The sequence below is a fragment of the [Clostridium] scindens ATCC 35704 genome (assembly GCF_004295125.1).
Lineage (GTDB): Bacteria > Bacillota > Clostridia > Lachnospirales > Lachnospiraceae > Clostridium_AP > Clostridium_AP scindens.
In genome coordinates this window covers 3447090-3466975 of record NZ_CP036170.1, presented here as the reverse complement: position 1 = coordinate 3466975, position 19886 = coordinate 3447090, and the positions used below count along the sequence as shown (strand labels likewise).

The window sequence follows — 19886 nt, the reverse complement described above, 5'->3', positions numbered from 1 at the left end:
AAAATAACTAAATGAGACTGTAATAGTATACTGGATTTCAAAGATATTATTCAGATCAACAAGGAGGAATCAAGATGAAGAAAATAATAGATCTCGTTGCAGACGAACTGGCGGAGGCATTTGAAAAAGCTGGATATGAAAGGTCCTATGCAAAGGTGACCCTTTCGAACCGCCCGGACTTGTGCGAATACCAATGTAACGGCGCTATGGCGGGAGCAAAGGCATATAAGAAGGCACCGATCATGATCGCCGAGGCCGTGGCAGAGAACTTAAAGGACAGCAGATGCATTGAGGAAGTAAATGCGGTAAAGCCAGGCTTTATTAATATGAAACTCAGAAATGACTATGTGGCCGGGTTCCTGAATGATATGGGGGCAGACGACGAGTTGGGAGTAGAAAAAGCAAAAGAGCCAAAGATGATTCTGGTAGATTATGGCGGGCCCAATGTGGCAAAGCCGCTTCATGTAGGCCATCTGCGTTCCGCGATCATCGGGGAGAGTATTAAGAGGATTGCCAGAAAGATGGGACATGAGGTTCTGGGAGATATCCATCTGGGCGACTGGGGATACCAGATGGGACTGATCATAACGGAACTTCGGGAGCGTAAGCCGCAGCTTCCGTATTTTGATGATAATTTCCAGGGAGAGTATCCAAGCGAGGCGCCATTTACCATCAGCGAGCTGGAAGAGATCTACCCCACGGCAAGCCAGAAGGCAAAAGAGGATGAGACATATAGAGAAGAGGCGCTAAATGCAACCTATCTGCTGCAAAACGGGCACCGGGGTTATACGGCAGTGTGGAATCACATCATGAATATATCTGTGGCTGATTTGAAGAGGAACTATGCCAACCTGAATGTAGAATTCGACCTATGGAAGGGCGAGGCAGATGCCCAGGCCTATATTCCGGATATGATCGAGCGTCTGAAAAAGGAAGGATACGCGCACATTGATGAAGGGGCGCTGGTGATAGACGTCCAGGAAGAGACGGATACCAAGGAAGTGCCGCCTTGCATGATACAGAAATCCGACGGAGCATCCTTATATGGAACTACGGATCTGGCGACCCTGGTGCAAAGGGAAGCGGATTACCATCCGGATAAGATCATCTATGTAGTGGACAAGCGCCAGGAACTGCATTTTCTGCAGGTATTCCGCGCGTCTAAGAAGACGGGGATCGTGCCAGAGGAGACGCATTTAAGATTCCTGGGCTTTGGTACTATGAACGGCAAGGATGGAAAGCCTTTCAAGACCAGGGAGGGCGGTGTCATGCGCCTGGAGAACCTGATTGCGGAGATTGAAGAGGAGATGTATAAGAAGATTGCCGAGAACCGTACCGTGGCAGAGGATGAGGCAAAAGAGACGGCAAAGATCGTGGGCATGTCGGCAATCAAGTATGGAGACCTGTCAAACCAGGCATCCAAAGATTATGTATTCGATGTGGACCGGTTCACTTCTTTTGAGGGCAACACAGGGCCTTACATCCTGTATACCATCGTCCGAATCAAGTCCATCCTGAATAAATATCAGGCACAGGGGAAATCCTTTGAAGGACTTGCGATCGAGAGCGCCCATAATGAGAGCGAGAAGGCTCTGATGCTGGAAGTGGCAAAATATAATGAGGTAATGGAGACGGCATATGAAGAACTGGCGCCTCATAAGGTATGCGCATATATCTACGACGTGGCCAATGCATTTAACCGTTTCTATCACGAGACGAAGATTCTATCAGAAGAGAACGAGGCCAGGCAGAAGAGTTACATTGCCTTGCTGATACTGGCAAAAAAAGTGCTGGAAGCATGCATAGACGTGCTGGGATTTGAAGCGCCGGAGAGGATGTAGGACGTGACGGACAGATTATATTATAATGACAGCCATAGGAAAGAATTTGAGGCAGAAGTGCTGGATTGCCGTCCGGTAAAAGACAAGTATGAGGTGGTGCTGGATCGCACCGCCTTTTTCCCGGAAGGGGGCGGCCAGTATGCGGATACCGGATATCTGGATGACGTAGAAGTGCTGGATGTAAAGGAGCGGGAAGATGTGATCTTCCACACGACGGCGGCGCCGCTGGAAATCGGCAGAATGGTAGCAGGCAGGATCGACTGGGAACAGCGATTCGACAGGATGCAGCAGCATACGGGAGAGCACATGGTCTCCGGCCTGATCCATCGGCGATTTGGCTATGACAATGTAGGCTTCCACCTGGGCAGCGATTACTGCACCATGGATTTTAACGGGCCCATTCCAAGGGAAGCATTAAAAGAGATCGAGCAGGAGGCTAACCGGGCGGTCTTTCAGAATCTGGATATCCAGATCAGTTATCCTTCCAAAAAGGAATTAAAAGAACTCGAGTACCGCAGCAAGATTGAGATCGACGGCCAGGTCCGTATCGTGACGGTACCAGGATACGATGTGTGCGCCTGCTGCGCGCCACATGTGAAGCGGACTGGAGAGATCGGGCTGATCAAGCTGGTGGGCATGGCAAAGTATAAAGGCGGAGAACGCATCAGCATGCTCTGCGGCCGCAGGGCGCTTCTGGATTATGAGATCAAGGATGAAAATGCCAAGAGGATATCCGCGCTTCTGTGTGCCAAGGAATATGAAGTAGCTGACGCGGTGGAGCGTATGAAGGAAGAACAGGCCAGCCTGAAGGGAAAACTGGCCTCCCTCCAGCAGAAACTGCTGTCTTATCAGGCGGCACAGATTCCTGTGGAAGGCAAGGTGACGGCTGTATTCGACCCGTCGCTTTCAGGAAATGCTCCAAGAGATCTCATGAACCTGCTGCTGGGAAGAGGCGCGGTAGTATGTGCGGTGTTTACAGGAACCGATGATCTGGGCTACCGTTATGTCATAGGGAGCGGAAGGGAAGACGTCCGTCCTCTGTGCAGGATGCTGAATGAGGCATTTGAGGGAAGAGGCGGCGGAAAGCCGGAAATGGCGCAGGGCTCTATGAAGGGCAGCGAGGAAAAGATACGGGAATTAATAGGGAATTGGATTTAATCGTTTCGTCATTCTTTCATCACAATTTAAACACAATTTGGCAGTAGACTACATACATAGACAAAGATAAATAGATGAAGGGAGACTTTTATATGGAAAATCAATATACTTATTATACACCGGAACAGGATGAAAATAATCAGAATGCGGGAGGCCCGGACTTAAAAGAGCCTCATAAGAAGAATAAGAAAGGCACTCCCAAATGGGTCAAGACAGCCTGCCTCGGACTGGTGTTCGGTCTGGTGGCAAGCGCGGCATTCCAGACCAGCAACATCGTTGCGGGAAAGATTATCGGCACTTCGGACAGCGCCAAAAAGGCAAAGCAGACGGCTACCGTGGACAGCACCAAACTTACCACGTCAGCGGATAGCAAGGTGGCCTCGGATATAGCCGACATTGCTAAAAATACAATGCCTTCCGTAGTCTCGATTACAAACATGAGCGTGCAGCAAGTGCAGAACTTCTTCGGGGGCGTGCAGGAACAGAAAAGCGAGAGCGTAGGCTCCGGCATTATTATCGGACAGAACGATACGGAACTTCTGATCGTTACAAATAACCATGTGGTGGAAGGAAATGATACGCTGACTGTTTCCTTTATAGATGAGGAAAGCGTGGAGGCCAATGTCAAAGGAACCAATGCGGCAAAGGATCTGGCAGTAGTAGCCGTGAAACTTAGCGATATCAAGGATTCTACCATGGATGCGATCGCGGTGGCTACCCTCGGGGATTCCACGCAGATTCAGGTTGGAGAGCCGGCCATCGCTATCGGAAATGCCCTGGGCTACGGGCAGTCTGTTACAACCGGCATCATCTCAGCAACCAACAGGGAATTAAACGGCTTTGACGGCAAGCTGATCCAGACGGATGCGGCAATCAATCCCGGCAACAGCGGCGGCGCGCTTCTCAATGCCAAAGGAGAGGTCATCGGGATCAATTCCGCCAAAGTGGCTACCGATACCGTAGAAGGCATGGGTTATGCAATCCCGATCTCTGATGCAAGCGATATTATTACGAACCTTATGAATCAGAAGACCAAGACGAAGGTTGCAGAAAATGAAAGAGGCTATATCGGAATCCAGGGCGTGGATGTTACGGCTGACAGCGCCGAGATGTACAATATGCCTACAGGCGTATATGTATCAGAAGTGATCTCAGGCGGAGCAGCACAGAAGGCAGGCATCTCCAAAGGGGCGGTCATTACAGGCCTTGACGGGACAGAGATCAACAGCATGAGTACCCTGCAAGAACAGCTGCAGTATTACAAGGCAGGCGAAAAGGTTACATTGACCGTCCAGACTCCTGGCAAGAACGGGGAATATGAGAAAAATGATGTAGAAGTTACTCTTGGAACTAATGCGCAATAATGCTATAATAGTACCCAGCTAGGAAACACACCTTAGGAGGTACTGGAATGTATGATTTTGACGAGATTAAAAAGGTAGACAGCGAGATTGCAGATGCAATCAAGAAAGAGATGGAAAGACAGAATTCTCATATCGAATTGATTGCATCTGAAAACTGGGTAAGCAAGGCAGTTATGGCAGCCATGGGAAGCCCGCTGACCAACAAGTATGCAGAAGGGTATCCGGGCAGAAGGTATTATGGAGGCTGCCAGTGTATTGATATCGTAGAGGATCTGGCAAGAGAGCGTGCGAAGAAACTGTATGGATGCGACTACGCCAACGTGCAGCCGCACTCGGGCGCCCAGGCGAATCTGGCAGCGTTTTTTGCGATGCTGACGCCCGGAGATAAGGTTCTGGGAATGAATCTGGATCATGGCGGCCATCTGACCCATGGCTCTCCGGTGAACCTTTCCGGCAAATACTTTGAGATCGTCTCTTATGGAGTCAATAATGATGGCTTTATAGATTATGATAAGGTAAGGGAGATCGCTTTAAAAGAACGGCCGAAGCTGATCATAGCAGGAGCCAGCGCTTATGCAAGGACCATTGATTTTAAGCGTTTCCGGGAAATTGCAGATGAGGCGGGGGCTTATCTTATGGTGGATATGGCGCACATTGCAGGCCTTGTGGCAGCAGGGCTTCATCCAAGCCCCATCCCCTATGCTCATGTGACGACAACCACGACGCACAAGACGCTGAGGGGGCCAAGGGGAGGAATGATGCTTTGGAACCAGGAGGCGCAGGAGATGTTTAACTTTAACAAGGCAATATTCCCAGGAACCCAGGGAGGCCCGTTGGAACATGTAATTGCTGCCAAAGCGGTATGCTTCAAAGAGGCGTTGGAGCCAGAATTCAAGGAATACCAGCAGCAGATCTTGAAGAATGCGCAGGCGCTTTGCAAAGGGCTGATGCAAAGAGGCGTGAAGATCGTATCCGGCGGAACGGACAATCACCTGATGCTGGTAGATCTAAGCAAAGAAGAGGTGACAGGAAAAGAACTGGAGAAGCGTCTGGATGATGCGCATATCACATGCAACAAGAATACCATACCTAATGAGCCAAGGTCTCCGTTTGTGACCAGCGGCATCAGGCTTGGCACGCCGGCAGTCACCACCAGAGGCATGACCGAGGAAGATATGGACGTTATTGCAGAATGTATCTTCCTTGTGTTAAAGAGCGAAGAAGATATAGGAAAGGCCAGGAGAATGGTAGCAGGGTTGACGGAAAAATATCCATTATGCTAATATTTTCAGATTCTTTTTGATATTTTATGTCGGATGTATTATAATGTCCCTATGAAATCATATTTGCATATGAAAGCAGCCTGTGGACTGTAAGAATACTATCACGATACGAGGAGGGGCACGTTCCGATGAAATGTCCAATATGCGGTCAGGAGTTAAGACCAGGAAAAAAGGATCCGAACTATCTTTTATGCTATAACTGCAAGAAGAAATTCAAGGTTCCGCAAAAAAAGATGCAGCAGAAAGAGGAAGAAGAGCAGAGATATTCCAACATCCCGCCAAAGCATGTGCGGAAGAAACGTGAAGACGAGATGCGCAAAGCTTATGACGACATGCTGGCTGTCGATGATGGCAAGAGCAGAAAGAAGAAGCCAAGACGCCAGGAAGAGCCGGATGACGACTTTTATGACTATGAAGAGGAAGAGAAGATGTCAAAAGCGCCGATCATTATTCTTGCGATCGCTATTTTGATCGTGGCTGCGCTGATTGTATTTATGCTGTTGAAATAAAAGATAAATCAATGCGATGCCGATACTTTTAAAGTACCGGCATCGTTTTTTTGCCGCAAAGAAGCGGCATTAGAGGCAGGGCAATTATTTGCCGCAGGGCCTGGTATCAAACTCTGGGTTGATGGCATAGAAATTCTTGCTGTCCAGATTGTCCTGTACGATTCTTAAGGATTCGCCGAATCTCTGGTAGTGAACGATTTCCCGTTCCCGGAGGAAGCGGATCGGCTCGCAGACTTCAGGGTCTTTTACGAGGCGCAGGATGTTGTCGTATGTTGTTCTTGCTTTCTGCTCTGCTGCAATCATATAAGAACAACTTTTCATTAAAAGTTCCAATGGATTTCAATGGGAACGTCCCTTGTTCCCGGAATACGCTTGCCTACGGATATATAATCAATCAGCGTTTCCACGATTTCACGGGTAAGGTGTTCCAAGTTGGTATATTGTTCAATCAGTTCGCGGCGATTGTCGCCCGCCGCTATTTTTTCTTCGAGTTCAGATAACTGTTTTTCTCCGTCTGCGATTACACGCTCCAAGCGGTCGCGTTCTGTGGTAAAGTCTTTTGACATAGCCACATAATCGCTTTCAGATAGCAAGCCCTTAACCTTATCCATGTAAAGCTCCCGAATCCCTTTTGAATACTCTGCAACTTTTTTTTCATAAGCTGCAATGTCAGAGAGCAGGCGGTTTTTTTGTCCCTGCAAGTTGTCGCAAAACTCAATGTTCTGTTCTAACTCGTCTTTGTCAAGATACTCTGCGGATAATCGGTTCAGCTCGTCTATCACAAGCCGTTCCAATTTATCAACGGAGATAAAGGAGCCTATACAAGCGTCCTTTGCCACATGGCGGTTAGAGCATTGTAGATAGTGTTTGTTGTGGTTTTTGGAAGAACGCATTGTATAACCGCAGTTAGCGCAGCGGGCTTTCCTTGCGAATAAACCGATTGTGCCAACATCAAAGGGTTTTGCCCTTTGCTTGATTAACGCTTGTACTCTGTCCCAAAGTTCACGGTCAATAATCGGCTCATGCGTTCCCTCGACACGATACCATTGCTCTTTTGGACGCGGCTTATTTTGCTTTGTCTTATAGGACACGCTGCCGTATTTACCTTGTACCATATTGCCGATATAGATTTCATTTATCAGCATATCAGAAATAGCAAAGTATTTCCAAAGAGTGCTGTTTTTCGTTTTCGGCTGTTGGTAACGCAAACCATGCAGACGCTTATATTCAGTTGGATTAGGTATGCCCCTGTCATTGAGCATACGGGCGATAGCAGTTTTTCCGTACCCCTGTGAAAACAGGGTAAACACTTCTCGGACGACGGTTGCGGCTTCCTCGTCGATTATCAAATGTCCTTTTTGGTCGGGGTCTTTCTTATAACCATAGAGGGCAAAAGCACCGATATGGAAACCATTTTCCCGCCTGTTTGTTAAGACGCTGCGGATATTCTCGGACATATCCTCTAAGTACCATTCATTGACAAGTCCATTTATCTGCCGGGATTTTTTGTTTCCCTTGTTTGCGGTATCGGCGTTATCTACAATGCTGATGAAGCGAATACCCCATATAGGGAAAAGCCCGTGTATGTACTTCTCAACTAATTCCAATTCACGGGTAAACCGTGATTGTGTCTTGCAGAGGATAATATCAAACTTGTGTTGCTCTGCGTCCTTTAGCAGACGGTTAAACTCCGGGCGTCGTCTGTCTGACCCGGTATAGTCGTCATCGCTGTAAATGTTGTAAAGTTCCCACCCCTGTTCCATAGCGTATTGCAATAGCATAGACTTTTGGTTTTGTATGCTGTTGCTGTCGTCAGTTTCAAATTGCTTGTTTCTATCTTCTTCGGATAAGCGGCAATAAATAGCTACTTTCATGTTCATATCTCCTTAGAGATAGGAACAAGCTGTTTTCTGTACTAATTATACCATACAGAAAACAGCTTGTCATTATCGCCGCGTCGCGGTTACACCTTTATTTTTTTCTAATCTATTGATAAGTTCAATCCACACTTTTGTGAACTGGCTCTTGGAAGTAGTGTTTTCGCCGCTTTTGAAAACACTCTTGCAAGCAGCTTGAGGTTGTTCGTTATTTGCCATAATTAGCCCCCTTTCAAGAATGGCTAATACACTATATGAATAGTGGCAAGTCCACTATTACAACATATAAAGGGGCTTTAATCAGACGGTCGATTCGCTTCTCAACCTCACGGGAATTGCACCCCTGCGCGGTTCTCGCGTAGCCCTACCCATTGCCTGCGACGCTTTGAACGCTCGGACTATGGCGATAAGGGAGTATCATTATGTATTTTGCGCGTTGTCGCCGACAGGCTGCTTAACCTGTTTTCCGGCGTCGGTGTTAATCGCTCGGTTATCCCAACGGGGAAGTCCCGCCGGGATAACGTCATGGCGCACCCGCCGCATGGCTCAGCGCAAAAGGAACGTATCTGATTTGCCCTATGCTGCGCCGCCGTTATCTTGCGCCGCTTTCTTTGTCAAGGTACAAAAGACAGGAATACACAAAGTGGAAAGGGGTGGAACACTTCGCGTTTTTACTTATCTGTCTTAAAGGATAGGACAGCCCGCATGAGCTTTGCTTGCAGCCGTTCCCGCAAGTCCTCGTCTACGCCGTAATAGGTATTGCCGCTTTCGTCGCGGATTTTCTTCATAGACAAATGGGCTATGTAGCTTTGGTAGTGCTGCATTACAATTTTCATGGCGTCGGGGTCGCCCTTTGTCGCGGCTAAAATGACCGGGTAGGGTAACAAGCCGCGCTCATTGTCATTACAATTCGTTCCATTCATCAGCGCGTTCCTCCAAATATCGTTTTAGCAGTTCAAAAGAGCTTGTCCGTCTATACTGTACTGTGCTGCGGGGTACTTTCATAAGCTCCGCGATTTCAGCGTCGGTCATGCTGAAAAAGTAATACAGTAAAACGGCTTGCCGTTTTTCTTCCGGCAGGGAGTGCATTGCGTCAGCAAGCAGCTTCGCCGTAATCTTCAAACCGCCTATGCAAAAGGCTTCTTCGTCCTCATTGACAAAATATCTGTCAACGGTATAAAGCTGCTTTTCCTCATGTGGGGCAAGGTCTGAAAAGTTAACTTCGTGCTTTCGCCGACTTTTGCTTTCCCGGCAAGCGTCAATCAGTTCGTTGCGTAACGTGCGTTTGCAGTACGCATTAAACTCACATCTCGTTTGCCATTCCAACCGAGTAAGGTAATCCATGTTCTCACCCCCTTTCGTCCCGGGGGCGGGTTATTTATCCCCTTTCGGCTGCCTTCCACGGACGCACCGCAGATTTGCCAAACGGAATAGCAAAGTTTTTCAAAAAAGTTTTGAAAAATGCAAAATGCGCCTGTCTGCAAGGCGCAGACAGACGCAAAGGAAATGTAAGCAGTATTTAGATGATTTGATAGTTCATACTCATAGCCGGAATATCCCGTTGCAGGGGTCGGGCTTTTTTTGATAACATGAAGCTTGTCAAATTATGTTGATATAAAGCAAACACGGCGATACCTCCCCGATACCGCCGTATCCTTAAAAAAGGGCGACTTTAATACACCCTCCGTATTTCCAATTTTCAAAAAGGAAAACGGCGGCTTTGATTGTTATTCAAAGCTGCCGCCCTCACATTGCTTGCTGCTATAAATTCAATCGTAGGAAACAGCTTTATGTGATATTACGCAAATACTTTCTTGTGCTTGCTATGATTGATGATAAAAAACAGCAGCAACCATACAAGGCAATGTGCCGACAGCACGACAAGCTCTATTCCAATGCCTTGCGTTGTTCCGCTTAACAAGTCCATCAAGCCGTAAAATGTCGCACTTGATGGGAGCAAGTAGGACAGAGCGCGTAATATGCTGTCTGCTGGGATAAGCAAATAAAACAGAATGGGTGGGGCGAGGAACAAAATCATTACAATTTTGATATATACAATTCCCACCATAAGCCCGCTTGAGAAGCGTCCTATAAACAGCCCGACTAACGCAGCCACAAAAGCAGATAGAACAATTAACAGCAGTAGCGGCAAGGCTTGACTGACTGTGATTTTCATACAGATGAGGGCAGTTAAGAGCGTAGATAGAACACCTCCCACAAACCCTAAAGTGATTTTTTGAACGGCATATTCTTTTTTTGTCATAGGTAAAACTTCGTTAATAAGTGCAATACCATCTTCTTTTTCTCCAATAATGCTCATGGCATTGAACGTACAGCCCATGAACATAGCAGTAACCATTGTTATCACAATGAGCAGGGATTTAAGTGTGTCGCTGTTATCCGCAGTCGGGGTAATGGTTACTTTTGATAAAGCCGCCATTTCCCGTTCAGCGTAGAGTTTTGGGAGCGTGTTACCAATCACTGTGTTTACTTGCAGTTCATCGCCCGACAGCAGCGTTTTAATTCCGTTCCCGTCTTGCATTACGCCAATCACCTGTGTTGCAGGGTCATTGACGGCGTTTTTCAAAGAAGCCATATCGGGCAGCGTTGTAACGCTTCCGTTTGTTTGCAGCCACTCTATTGTAGTGTCGGAAAGGTCATTTTCCACAATACAGAAAGCCGTTTCGCCAAGAGATGAAAAACTTACCCCCGAAAGCAGGTTTATTGCAAGTCCTACAAGAATAGGCAGCAAAAAGGATAATATACACATTTTGTCCCGGCGAATATTTTTAAGCTGATACTTTAACCCTTTCATGCTACCCCTCCTTTGCCATTTCACGGATAAGCACACGACGCACAAGCAGAAATAAAAGTACGATTGTCAATCCGCAGATTGTGTAATAAATTCCGTTTGCAGATGATATGCCCCAATACGCATTTTTCATTGCCATAAACAGATGATACATAGGGTGATACTTAATCCATTTCAAAGTAATTCCTGTCTGTCCCGCAAGGAAAACGGGCGTTGTAATAAAAATCGCTAAGACGAGATACAGCAAAGAAAATTGTTTGAAGTCGGGCAACAAAACCGCGCAGAAAAAGCCAACCAAAGCCATAAGCAGGGATAAAATACCCGCTTGCAGTAAAACGTAATGTAATACCGCAAAGCCTTCTGAAACGCCCAAATTTATGATGGTCAAGAGTGCTGAAAATACAAAGTCTGATAGTAGAAATAAGCAAAGCTTTGAAAGGATAAAGGCACTTTTGCTTACAGGCAGTACCCCATGAACGCGGATAATGCCCATCTGCTTTTCCTTGAACAACATAGAAGCAAGTCCTAAAAAGCCAACCGCCGCCAATTCAAAAAACAGAAATTCGCAAGTGATTTCCCTGCGGTTTTTCATTTCCTTGTCGTCCACGCCTATCACTTCTGCGGTGGTGGGGTTTGTGGGTGACAACAAAGATAAGGCGTAGGCGGCACGATACCTATCTGTGCTGTGTATGCTTGATGAAACCATGATGATTTCCGGCGTTCCACTTGAAGCGTCAATGCCAACAGCGTAACCGTCCCCGCTTTCCTTTTTCAGTTCCTCCAAGCTCTCAACTTCGGTTATTTCGGAAGATACCACGCCCTGTGTATGAAGCGGGTCGTAAAGATACACCGGGTAAATGTCCTGGTCTAATCCCACATAGATAAAATTGATGTAACATGAGTAAAGAATGAGAGAGCCAAGCGCAAGCAGCAGGAACTTGCTTGATAACATCAACTTGAAGTCCTTTTTCAGTAAAGAAAGAAAACCTCTCCACATTACGTCAACCCCCTCCCTGTGTATTGAATAAACATATCTTCAAGCGTCGGCTCTTTGGAGTGAATACTGATAATCTCGTCATACGGGAACGGAATACCCGCTTTTAGCTCCGGCGTTTCAATAACTGTCATACTGCGTTTCCCTTGATACAGAGCTTCAATTTCGACTTGATGATTACTATTTTTCTCTTTCAGCTTCTTTGGTGTGTCGATTGCCTTTATTTTGCCGTCTGCGATAAAAGCTACCCGGTCACAAAGTAAATCTGCGTCCATCATGTTATGGGTAGTCAAGAAAACCGTTGTGCCTTTCTTCCGTTCTTCCTCAATGATATTGCGGAATAGCACCGCGCCTTGCGGGTCAAGCCCACTGGTCGGCTCGTCCAAGAAAAGTAGCTCCGGGCTGTTTAGTAATGCCCTTGCCATACTGACACGCTGCCTCATTCCTTTGGAGTATGAGGACACGGGCTTATTCATAAAGTCTTTTTTGAACTCCAACATACTAAGCAGTTCGTTTACATCACGCCGCCTTTTGGCGGGGTAGAATGAAGCAAAATAATTCAGATTGTCGAGTGCGCTCAAATTGGTATATAGGTACGGAAACTCAAACAGCACGCCAATTTTTTCTTGAAAATTCTTTTGCTGATTTTGAAGCGGCTCACCGAACAAATGGACGCTTCCATCATACCCATGCAAGATACCCGTTAGAATCTTCTGTGTGGTGGACTTGCCGGAACCATTCGGTCCTAAAAATCCGAATATCTCACCATCACTTACGGAAAAGGTTAGCCCGTGCAAGGTTTGTTTTTGCTTTTGGTAAGAAAAAATCAAATTTTCAACTTCTATCATTCATCATCACCCCATTTTCCGTGTTGCTCCTTTTTCTTCTCCTGCTCCCGCTTGCTCCACCACTTCATAAACTTAACCTTGAACGGGATAGAGATTGCCAGAACCACCACAATAATTAACCACCAATACCATTCTAATCCTAAAAACATATACTTTTACCTCCTTGTTTTTTGTAAGGTCAGTCTAATAAAATGCGGTGAAATTGAAGTGCGGTGGCTGTGAAATCGAAGTGAAATAAAAACGCCTTGCTCCGTTTATAGAAGCAAGGCGTTTCAATATGTGGGTTATGTGATTGTGGGAAAATGAAAGGTGAATTCAACGCCGCTCGGCTGGTTTTGAACGCTGTAATCGGTGTGATACATGGAAAGGATTTGAGCAATGATAGAAAGCCCTAGACCGGAGCCGCTATGTGTATCATTTTGCGGCTTTTCCCCACGATAAAATTTTTGCCAAACCTTTGAAATATCCTGCGGTGGTATCTGCTCCCCTTGATTGAAGATTGAAAATTGCAATTCGCTTTCCCGACAGATGACAGATAAATGGATTTCTCCATCATTACTAACGTGGTTTTTTGCGTTCACTATCAAATTGTTAAGGACTTGTTCCATACGGTATTTATCCGCACGAATAAAAGCCTTGCCCTCTGGCAGATCATAAGTAAAACGGTAATTTGCGTTTGGTGTGTCTATCAACAAACGCCCAGCGACTGTTTCAACCAATTCTATGAAGTCAAAGCGTTCTTCCGATAGCTTTACAGCTCCCGCTTCTAATGCGGACAAATCAAGCAAGGCCACTATCATAGTGTTCATGCGGTCTGTTGCAGATAAAATAACATCCATATAATGCTGCCTTTTTTGTTCGTCCGTTTCCTCCTTTAGACCCTCAATATAGGCATAGATAATGCCGAGGGGCGTTTTCATTTCATGGGATAAGCTATCAACCAATTCTTTTCTCTGTGTCAGTAGTAAATGCTCCTGTGTCACATCTTTTTCAAGCTGCTTGTTTGCGGCTTCTAATTTTTCAAGAGCTTCTTGAAGATTGGAGAACATGGTATTTAAGTTCTCGGAAAGCTCCCCAAATTCATCATCTGTATGAATACCACAAGTTGCTGAAAAATCCAACTTTGCCATTTGCCCCGCTATATGGTTGATTTCATCAAGCGGTTTTGAAATGAAATGCCCAAGCAGAAAGTCTACACCCATAATAACCGCCACCAATAGCACCAACCAAATCAAAAAGGCTATGCTTCGGTTGGTCGGCAATTTTGCCGTAAATACATAAAACAAAACAATAATACCACCCGCTAATTTTGAAAGCAGCAGAACTTTTTTCCGAACCGTATTGAGGGCAAACCATTCATTTATCTTTTTCATAGTCATACCTCAAACTTGTAGCCGGAACGTATCAACGTAACGATATAGCGTCCCTCTGCTCCCAGTTTTTGCCGTAAAGTTTTGATATGGGTATCTACTGTTCGGGTGTTTCCCTCAAAATCGTACCCCCAAATTCGATTTAATAGCTGTTCACGGGAAAATACTTGATTTTTGTTCTGCATGAAAAAACGCAGTAATTCAAACTCCTTATAGGTCAAATCAACATCGTCACCCGCTACCATAACGCTATGTGAAGTTGGTATCAAGGTCAAGTTGCCAACCGTTAAGGTTTCCGGCGTATTTTCTGATGAGGAACGGCGCAGCAGGGCGTTGACTTTTGCCAACAGCACCTTTGGGCTGAATGGTTTTGTCATGTAATCATCCGCGCCTATGTCATATCCCTTTAGCTTATCGTCCTCGCCCTCTTTTGCCGTAAGAAAGATAATGGGAATATTATACATTTCTCTTGCTATTTTGCAAACGGAGAAACCGTCCAAGTGTGGCATCATAATGTCTAAAATAGCTAAATCAACGGGGGTGTTCTTCAAAATTGTAACAGCGTCTATGCCATCGTCTGCCGTAATGCAGGAATGACCGCCGCCCTTCATGTATTCCACAATAATATCCTGCATATCTTTTTCATCTTCCGCAACTAAAACAATAGCCATATATACTCATTCCTTTCTTTTTGAAAATGCTTTACGTCGCCCGTCAGCGGGCTTTTCTGCGTTTTTAGGTATCAGCCACATATAACTGAATTTCGCAACACCCGCTATACGATTATCTTCGCACAGCTTCTGTACTCGTCGTTCTGAAATGCCCCATTTTTTAGCCGCGTCAGAAGCGGAAATATACTCTAACATTTTCGTTCATGTCCTTTCAATACCCCAACGATATAATTATATACGGACGTCCGTATAATAGCAATAGATAGAGTGTGAATAAGGTACTTTATTTAAGCTAATTATAGGAACTGTGTAGACATATCTAAAAGGAAAGATGAACTGTAAAATGTAATATAGTGAATGAATATGACAAAACGACCAGTACCAATATATGATTTTAAGGCTTTCGGGGCTGCCATTAAAGCCGCGAGAAATGAATACGGCGAGAGCCGCAAAACGGTAAGCGACGCGCTTTATATTTCCCCGCGCTATCTTGCGAATATCGAGAACAAGGGACAGCAGCCGAGCCTGCAAGTTTTCTATGACCTTGTTACTCGTTATCATATTTCGGTAGACCAGTTTTTCTTTCCGAATGATAACGCGGAGAAGTCCACACAGCGGCGTCAGCTTGATACGCTGCTTGACAGCATGAGCGATAAGGGCTTGCGTATCGTTGCGGCTACGGCAAAGGAAATAACGGAAGTCGAAAAAGGTAATGACTAAAACTGAATAGGCACTAAGAACGCTATGGAAACGCTGTGTTTCTATGGCGTTTTTCTTTTTCTGCGGGTATGTTTGGCAAATCTCCGTCTTTATCGTGGAAGAAGGCGAAAAGATGAATAGCAAGCATAGGAAGCGGGTACCCACTTCCGTATTTTGACCGCCCTGCTCTACGGCAGCGTTGGCAAAATTGCTTGTTGGGAAGTGTCCCAAACCCTCTATACGGAAAGGAGCGTCAAAGCATGGACGGACGGAAAAGAACGGTTCAAATCAAGTTCCGCGTCACAGAAGAAGAACGGGATTTAATAGAAGAGAAAATGAAGCTGATACCCACCCGGAACATGGCGGCGTATCTTCGCAAGATTGCCATTGACGGGTATATCCTGCAAGTAGACCACACCGACATAAAGGCAATGACAGCGGAGATACAGAAAATCGGGGTCAACGTCAATCAGATTGCAAAGCGCGTGAACAGTACGGGCAGCGTCTACCAAGAGGACATAGAAGAAATAAAGGGGGTGCTTGCGGAAATATGGCGGTTACAAAGATTAAGCCTATCAAGGGAACGCTAAACAAGGCTCTTGACTATATCCAAAATCCCGCAAAGACCGACGAAAAAATGCTTGTGTCCTCTTTCGGCTGCTCTTATGAAACGGCAGACATTGAGTTTAGTTTTACTCTGTCGCAGGCGTTGGATAAGGGGAACAATTTAGCCCACCATTTGATACAGTCCTTTGAGCCGGGAGAAGTCGATTATCAGACCGCCCATGAAATCGGGCGGCAGCTTGCCGACGCAGTAACCAAAGGACAGCATGAGTATGTTTTGACTACTCATATTGATAAAGGGCATATTCATAATGTACGCCCGGATAGGGCAATGAGAAAAGCAGTATGAGGTACTGCCCCGTAAGATAACGCGGGAAACAACCAGCCTAACCGAAAGGCGAAAGCTGACACGGGAACACAGTACGGCTGGAAAGCGGTAAGTCACCTAAAGGCAATCGGGTGCGACTGAACCGCAATGTTAATCGGATATAAGGTATAAGTTGGATTTACTGAACGTGAGCTTCCAGTTTCTGTTATGTGCCGATAGAGGAAAATTGCCTGAAACCTCTGGTACGGAAAAGGCAAGTTATGGTTGTGGGCTTGTCGGTTATCAATCATTCCGTACAACCTGTAGGGGAACCTATGGTAACGAAGCGAAAGCGATACCGAGAATCCGAATTTACCAAGTCTCATTGCTAACCGGGGATGCCCTAACCAGGAGTGCCGCACGAAAGGGGGAATGAAAAAGCGGCTATGGCTTTGGAGCCTGAAAATCCTGCATGGGTACGGAGTGCTCGTAGTAGTCCGAGAGGGGTAATGACCCTTACATGGCGAAGGGGCACAGTTATTGCGCACTAAAATTAGAAGTTGATTAGGGAGGAAAACCTCACATGAAGCCAACAACGGAAATTTTAGCAAGAATCAGTCAAAACTCACTTGCAAATAAAGAAGAAGTATTTACAAAACTGTATCGCTATCTGTTGCGTCCTGACATTTACTTTGTGGCATACAAAAACCTGTATGCCAACAACGGTGCGGCAACAAAAGGAGTAAACGAGGATACGGCGGACGGTTTCAGTGAAGCCAAAATAGATAGTATTATCAAAGCATTGGCGGACGAAACCTATCAGCCCATGCCGGTGAGGCGAACCTATATCCAGAAGAAGAATAACCGCAAAAAGCTGCGTCCCTTAGGTATACCAACCTTTACTGACAAATTGGTGCAGGAAGTGTTGCGGATGATACTGGAAGCGGTATATGAACCTATCTTTCTGGATGTCTCCCACGGTTTTAGGCCAAAAAGAAGTTGTCATACGGCCTTAAAACAGTTGAGACGGGAGTTCAACGGTACGCGTTGGTTTGTTGAAGGCGACATCAAAGGTTGCTTTGACAACATCAACCACGCTGTTCTTGTAGGCTTGCTGAACAATAAAATCAAGGACGCTCGGATAACCAAGCTGATTTACAAATTCCTAAAAGCAGGATATTTAGAGAATTGGCAGTACCATAAGACGTACAGCGGTACACCGCAAGGCGGTATCATTTCTCCGCTACTCGCCAACATCTACCTGCATGAATTGGACAAGTTTGTAATGAAGTTGAAATCCGAATTTGACACGCCCGGAGTGGGACAAATCACACCTGAATACCGAGAGCTGCACAATGAAATCAAACGGCTATCCCACCGCTTGACGAAAGTAACAGGTGAGGAAAGGGAAATGGTGCTGGCAGAGTATAAGCCCAAACGTCAGAAACTGATGACCATTCCCTGCACTGCGCAGACCGACAAAAAACTGAAATATGTTCGGTATGCGGATGATTTTCTAATAGCAGTCAAGGGAAACCGTGAGGACTGTCAATGGATTAAGAGCAAACTGGCCGAGTTTATCGGAGATACACTGAAAATGGAACTCAGTGAAGATAAAACGCTCATAACCCATAGCAGTAAATGTGCAAGGTTCTTAGGCTATGATGTGCGTGTGCGCAGAAGCGGAAAAATAAAGCGGGGTGGCCCCGGTCATGTAAAAATGCGTACCCTCAATGGGGGTGTAGAACTGTTGGTGCCACTTAACGATAAAATCCGTCAATTCGTTTTCACTAAAGGTGTGGCGATACAGAAGAAAGATGGTTCCATGTTTCCAGTTCATCGGAAATATCTGGTTGGGCTCACAGACTTAGAAATCGTTTCAGTATACAATGCGGAGTTAAGAGGAATATGCAACTATTATGGTATGGCAAGCAACTTTTGCAAGCTGCACTATCTTGCCTACCTTATGGAATACAGTTGCTTAAAAACCCTTGCTTCAAAGCATAAAACCAGCCTATCCAAAACCATTGACAAGTTTAATGATGGCACAGGAAAATGGGGTATACCCTATGAAACGAAGCAGGGAAACAAAAGGCGTTACTTCGCAAATTACGCCGACTGCAAAGGCAAGGGCCCTGCTACGGATTACATCAGCAATGCTGCCGTTGTCTACGGATACGCAGTCAATACCCTTGAAAACCGGCTGAAAGCAAAGGTCTGTGAGTTATGCGGAACGACAGAGAGCGACCATTACGAGGTTCACCACATTAACAAACTCAAAAATCTCAAAGGCAAGGAACGGTGGGAAATCGCAATGATTGCCAAACACAGAAAAACGCTTGTGGTGTGCAGGGATTGCCACCGCAGTATTATCCACAAAAAGTGAGTTTTGTCTGAACGAGCAGTAACAGAGCCGTATACTCCGAGAGGGGTACGTACGGTTCCCGGAGAGGGTGGCGCAAACCTATCACAGCAATGTGACAAGGCGGTGCTTCCCTACTCCACCATGTGATTTTCTGTGCGGTCAATTTCGTAGACCACCACAAGTACAATTCCAATAAGCGCAGCTATTACGGCATACGGAACATGAGCGATAAGCTGTGTCGGGAACATGGCTTGTCTGTTGTCGTTCCGAACAGGGGCAGCAAGGGAAAAAGCTATGCAGAATACCAGGCGGAGAAAACGGGCACCAGTTGGAAAGGCAAGCTGAAAATTGCCGTAGACGCGCTTATCCCCCAAGTGTCAAGTTTTGAGGAATTGCTGTCAAGATTACAGGCGGCGGGCTATGAGATAAAACCGGGTAAATACATTTCCTGCCGCGCTCCCGGACAGGAACGGTTTACCCGACTTAAAACCCTCGGCGCAGATTATACAGAGGAAGCTATCAGAGAACGGATAAGCGGCAAGAGCGCCTGCGCTTCGAAAGCTCCTCGTGCAGATCGCGGCGGCGTTAGTCTGCTGATTGATATTCAGAACAGTATCAAGGCGCAGGAAAGCCGGGGCTATGAGCAATGGGCGAAAATCCATAATCTGAAACAGGCAGCGAAAACTATGAATTTCTTGACGGAACACAAGATTGAACAGTACGCAGAGTTGACCGCGAAAATCGCGGAAGTTACCGCAGCAAGCGAACAGGCAGCGGACAGCTTAAAAGAGGTCGAAAAGCGCCTTACGGATATGACGCTGCTTATCAAGAATATCTCCACCTACCAAAAGACAAAGCCCGCCTATGCCGCTTACCGCAAAGCAAAGGATAAGGAGAAATACCGGGCAGCCCATGAGAGCGATATAATCCTCCATGAAGCAGCGGTAAAAGCACTAAAGGCCGCGGGTATCTCCAAGCTCCCTAATCTTGCAGAGCTGCAAGGGGAATATGCAAAGCTCCAAGAGCAGAAAGAAGCCCTGTACGCCGACTATGGGAAGCTGAAAAAGCAGGTTAAGGAATACGATGTTATCAAGAAAAATATCGACAGTATTTTGAAAGTAGAACGTCAGCCGGAACGGACAAAGGAAACAGAGCGCGGATAGCGTGTCTAATGGTGGAAAAATCCCTCTTTTTCTGTTATAATATTTTGAAAAGAAAGGGGGT

The 19886-nt window shown here is 46.1% G+C and carries 19 protein-coding genes and 3 pseudogenes; 10 read left to right on the top strand and 12 right to left on the bottom strand.

The genetic code is table 11. The annotated features are described in order from the left end of the window. The first annotated feature begins 74 nt into the window (after positions 1-74). The 5 genes from argS (at position 75) to HDCHBGLK_RS17755 (ending at position 6155) form a co-directional block, all read left to right on the top strand. Complete coding sequence (gene argS, locus HDCHBGLK_RS17775) at positions 75-1841, top strand: arginine--tRNA ligase (protein ID WP_004604786.1); 1767 nt, start codon at positions 75-77, stop codon at positions 1839-1841. 3 nt (positions 1842-1844) lie between these two features. After that, a complete protein-coding gene (locus HDCHBGLK_RS17770; RefSeq protein ID WP_004604787.1) occupies positions 1845-2999 on the top strand; it encodes an alanyl-tRNA editing protein in 1155 nt (384 codons plus the stop codon). Positions 3000-3091: 92 nt separating this feature from the next. Then, the gene (locus tag HDCHBGLK_RS17765) at positions 3092-4363 is read left to right on the top strand and encodes a S1C family serine protease (RefSeq protein WP_009248633.1); all 1272 of its coding nucleotides are present in this window, start codon (positions 3092-3094) and stop codon (positions 4361-4363) included. Positions 4364-4410: 47 nt separating this feature from the next. Continuing rightward, a complete protein-coding gene (gene glyA, locus HDCHBGLK_RS17760) occupies positions 4411-5646 on the top strand; it encodes a serine hydroxymethyltransferase (RefSeq protein WP_004604789.1) in 1236 nt (411 codons plus the stop codon). Between the two features lie 128 nt (positions 5647-5774). Then, positions 5775-6155 carry a hypothetical protein gene (locus tag HDCHBGLK_RS17755; protein ID WP_004604790.1) on the top strand — a complete coding sequence of 127 codons (381 nt, stop codon included), beginning with the start codon at positions 5775-5777 and terminating at the stop codon, positions 6153-6155. A gap of 84 nt (positions 6156-6239) precedes the next feature. On the opposite strand, the pseudogene HDCHBGLK_RS17750 reads toward HDCHBGLK_RS17755, so the two are convergent. The 12 genes and pseudogenes from HDCHBGLK_RS17750 to HDCHBGLK_RS17700 form a co-directional block, all read right to left on the bottom strand. After that, positions 6240-6455 (bottom strand): annotated as a pseudogene (locus HDCHBGLK_RS17750) (manganese catalase family protein); the annotation flags it as partial. Between the two features lie 20 nt (positions 6456-6475). Further along, on the bottom strand, positions 6476-8035 hold the full coding sequence (locus tag HDCHBGLK_RS17745) for a recombinase family protein (RefSeq protein WP_004604792.1): 1560 nt from the start codon (positions 8033-8035) through the stop codon (positions 6476-6478). A gap of 66 nt (positions 8036-8101) precedes the next feature. Beyond that, on the bottom strand, positions 8102-8251 hold the full coding sequence (locus HDCHBGLK_RS19090) for a hypothetical protein (protein WP_004604793.1): 150 nt from the start codon (positions 8249-8251) through the stop codon (positions 8102-8104). A 452-nt stretch (positions 8252-8703) separates the two neighbouring features. Continuing rightward, a complete protein-coding gene (locus HDCHBGLK_RS17735) occupies positions 8704-8955 on the bottom strand; it encodes a helix-turn-helix domain-containing protein (protein ID WP_004604794.1) in 252 nt (83 codons plus the stop codon). Continuing rightward, entirely contained in the window at positions 8936-9376 is a 441-nt protein-coding gene (locus tag HDCHBGLK_RS17730; RefSeq protein WP_004604795.1) for an RNA polymerase sigma factor, read from the bottom strand. Before HDCHBGLK_RS17730 ends, HDCHBGLK_RS17735 begins: the two co-directional genes overlap by 20 nt. 454 nt (positions 9377-9830) lie before the next feature. Further along, positions 9831-10847: an ABC transporter permease gene (locus tag HDCHBGLK_RS17725; protein ID WP_004604796.1), complete on the bottom strand. Its 1017-nt coding sequence runs from the start codon at positions 10845-10847 to the stop codon at positions 9831-9833. Between the two features lies 1 nt (position 10848). Continuing rightward, a complete protein-coding gene (locus tag HDCHBGLK_RS17720; RefSeq protein WP_004604797.1) occupies positions 10849-11841 on the bottom strand; it encodes an ABC transporter permease in 993 nt (330 codons plus the stop codon). Further along, entirely contained in the window at positions 11841-12686 is an 846-nt protein-coding gene (locus HDCHBGLK_RS17715; protein ID WP_004604798.1) for an ABC transporter ATP-binding protein, read from the bottom strand. Before HDCHBGLK_RS17715 ends, HDCHBGLK_RS17720 begins: the two co-directional genes overlap by 1 nt. Continuing rightward, a complete protein-coding gene (locus HDCHBGLK_RS19080; RefSeq protein WP_004604799.1) occupies positions 12683-12835 on the bottom strand; it encodes a hypothetical protein in 153 nt (50 codons plus the stop codon). The genes HDCHBGLK_RS17715 and HDCHBGLK_RS19080 overlap by 4 nt, the downstream gene beginning before the upstream one ends. Before the next feature lie 135 nt (positions 12836-12970). Next, positions 12971-14059 (bottom strand): HAMP domain-containing sensor histidine kinase, encoded by a 1089-nt coding sequence (locus HDCHBGLK_RS17710; RefSeq protein ID WP_233440709.1) that lies wholly within the window; start codon positions 14057-14059, stop codon positions 12971-12973. Between the two features lie 2 nt (positions 14060-14061). Further along, entirely contained in the window at positions 14062-14727 is a 666-nt protein-coding gene (locus tag HDCHBGLK_RS17705; protein WP_004604801.1) for a response regulator transcription factor, read from the bottom strand. Positions 14728-14733: 6 nt separating this feature from the next. Next, positions 14734-14922: a hypothetical protein gene (locus tag HDCHBGLK_RS17700; protein WP_004604802.1), complete on the bottom strand. Its 189-nt coding sequence runs from the start codon at positions 14920-14922 to the stop codon at positions 14734-14736. A 168-nt stretch (positions 14923-15090) separates the two neighbouring features. On the opposite strand from HDCHBGLK_RS17700, the gene HDCHBGLK_RS17695 reads away from it, so the two are divergent. The 5 genes and pseudogenes from HDCHBGLK_RS17695 to HDCHBGLK_RS17675 all read left to right on the top strand — a co-directional run. After that, positions 15091-15447, top strand: coding sequence for a helix-turn-helix transcriptional regulator (locus tag HDCHBGLK_RS17695; protein ID WP_039909179.1), 357 nt, complete (start codon positions 15091-15093; stop codon positions 15445-15447). Positions 15448-15686: 239 nt separating this feature from the next. Then, positions 15687-16016, top strand: a complete 330-nt coding sequence (locus tag HDCHBGLK_RS17690; protein ID WP_004604804.1) for a plasmid mobilization protein — start codon at positions 15687-15689, stop codon at positions 16014-16016. Beyond that, positions 15977-16303, top strand: a pseudogene (locus HDCHBGLK_RS17685) (relaxase/mobilization nuclease domain-containing protein); the annotation flags it as partial. The gene HDCHBGLK_RS17690 and the pseudogene HDCHBGLK_RS17685, both read left to right, overlap by 40 nt. Before the next feature lie 577 nt (positions 16304-16880). Continuing rightward, positions 16881-18683 carry a reverse transcriptase domain-containing protein gene (locus HDCHBGLK_RS17680; protein WP_002594337.1) on the top strand — a complete coding sequence of 601 codons (1803 nt, stop codon included), beginning with the start codon at positions 16881-16883 and terminating at the stop codon, positions 18681-18683. A 116-nt stretch (positions 18684-18799) separates the two neighbouring features. After that, positions 18800-19825, top strand: a pseudogene (locus tag HDCHBGLK_RS17675) (relaxase/mobilization nuclease domain-containing protein); the annotation flags it as partial. Positions 19826-19886: the final 61 nt, after the last annotated feature.